2 protein-coding genes are annotated in these 2,114 nt (G+C 73.6%); both read right to left on the bottom strand.

The genetic code is table 11. The annotated features are described in order from the left end of the window. Window positions 1-43 precede the first annotated feature (43 nt). Window positions 44-1,141 carry a D-alanine--D-alanine ligase family protein gene (locus SACHA_RS0100695; protein WP_028662759.1) on the bottom strand — a complete coding sequence of 366 codons (1,098 nt, stop codon included), beginning with the start codon at window positions 1,139-1,141 and terminating at the stop codon, window positions 44-46. A gap of 11 nt (window positions 1,142-1,152) precedes the next feature. Beyond that, the coding region (locus SACHA_RS0100690; RefSeq protein WP_019806374.1) for an aminotransferase-like domain-containing protein at window positions 1,153-2,114 on the bottom strand (962 nt) is incomplete at its 5' end.

Genomic DNA, 2,114 nt, shown 5'->3' with positions numbered 1-2,114 from the left:
TGCCGCACCGGGGCGGCACCCCGGCGGCGGGACGGCCGCGTGGTCAGCGCAGGCCGGTGCCGCGCGCGAGCGCGGTGTCGACGAGCGTGGACAGCAGCGAGGGATAGTCGAGCCCGGTGACCTCCCACATCTTCGGGTAGGCCGAGGTGGTGGTGAAGCCGGGCATGGTGTTGACCTCGTTGATGGTCAGGGTGCCGTCGTCACCGACGAAGAAGTCCACCCGGGCGAGTCCCTGGCAGTCGAGGGCGTGGAACGCCCGCACCGCGCACGCCCGGAGCCGCTCGGTGACCTCGTCGTCCAGCTTCGCGGGGATGTCGAGCTCGGCGGCCTCGCCCAGATACTTGGTCTCGAAGTCGTACCAGGCGTCGGCGTCGTCGCCGACCACCCGGATCTCGGCGGGCAGCGACGCCTCCACCCGTCCGTCCGGGAACTCCAGCACCCCGCACTCGATCTCGTGCCCGCTGACCGCGGCCTCCACGAGCACCTTCGGGTCGGTCCGCCGTGCGGTGGCCACCGCCTCGTCCAGTTGTGCCCGGTCGGTGACCCGGCTGATGCCGATCGAGGATCCGGCCCGCGCGGGCTTGACGAACACGGGCAGCCCGAGCCGCTCGACGTCGGCCGCATCGGGGGAGGACTGTCCACGGTGGACCATGGTGTAGTCGCCGACCGGCAGTCCCTCGGCCGCCAGGAGCTTCTTGGTGTACTCCTTGTCCATCGCGGCGGCACTGGCCAGTACCCCCGCGCCGACGTAGGGCAGGTCGGCCAGTTCGAGCAGGCCCTGGATCGTGCCGTCCTCGCCGAAGGCCCCGTGCAGCACGGGGAAGACGACGTCCACCCCGGAGAGCACCTCGGCGCGCCGCCCCGGTTCCAGGCGCACGACCCCGCCCGTGGTGGGGTCGCCGGCGAGCACGAGCGCGTCCCCCGTCTCCACCGACGGCAGGTCCCGCCCGTGGATGCGCAGCCGGTCGGGATCGCTCGTGCCGAGCACCCAGCCACCGTCCGGGGTGACGCCCAACGGCACGATCTCGAACCGCTCGGGATCGAGGTTGCCCATGACGCTGCCGGCGGACACGCAGGAGATGGTGTGCTCGGTGCTGCGTCCCCCGAACACGACGGCCACTCGGGTCTTGCGGCTACTCATGGGTCGGCACCCTACCCTCGCCTCGGCCGGAGCACCTCGACCAGCACCCCGAGCACCTGTCGCAGTTCCGCACGCGAGCAGCCGGCGTACCCGACGGCGATGCCCGCCGCGTGGGGAGTGCCCGCGAAGTGCCTGCCCAACCCGTCGAGCAGCAGTCCCCGTTCACGTCCCTCGGCGAGCCTGCGTCGTTCCCCGTCCCCGGACTCAAGGGGCACCACCAGGTGCGCGCCCGCGTCGTCCCCCAGGTACGGCACCCCCGCGCGGCGCAGCGCGCCGGTCAACATCGACCGGCGCTCGGACAGCTCCCGGCGCAGCTTCCGCAGATGCCTGCCGAGGTCACCGTGCCGGGCGAGCTCCACCAGCACCCGCTGCCCCGCCGGGGAGGCGCGGGTACCGGTGACATCGCGGTAGTCGAGCACGGCCGAGGCCACCCCCGGCGGGGCGACCATCCACCCCGCGCCGAGCGTCGGCGTGAGGATCTTGCTCGTGGTGCCGAGGTGGACGACGACGTCCGGGGCGAGCGCGGCCAGCATCGGCAGCGGGGCGACGTCGTAGCGCAGCTCCCCGTCGTAGTCGTCCTCGAACACCAGGAACCCGTCGGCGCGGGCGCGTTCCACCAGGGCGACCCGGCGGGAGGCGCTCATCCGGCAACCCATCGGGTACTGGTGCGCGGGTGAGCAGTACACCGCGGCCACCCCGGGCGGGATGTCGCCGCACCGCAGTCCCTCGCCGTCCACCCCGACCGGCACGACCCGCATCCCCGCGTACCGGAACGCGCGCACGGCGCGCTGGTAGCCGGGTTCCTCCACGGCGACGACGTCGCCCGGACGCAGGGCCGCCGCGGCGATCTCGACGACGGCGGCCGTGGTGCCGCCCGTGGCCAGGACCGACTGGGTGGCGGCGTCGAGTCCCCGGTGCCGCAGCAGGTGCTGGGTGATCACCGACCGGTACTCCGGCAGACCCGCCCGCTGCG

Origin of the sequence: Saccharomonospora halophila 8, assembly GCF_000383775.1 — a bacterium.
GTDB classification, from domain to species: Bacteria; Actinomycetota; Actinomycetes; order Mycobacteriales; family Pseudonocardiaceae; genus Saccharomonospora; species Saccharomonospora halophila.
The sequence above is the reverse complement of the archived record's forward strand: the minus strand, read 5'-3'. Positions and strand labels throughout refer to the sequence as shown.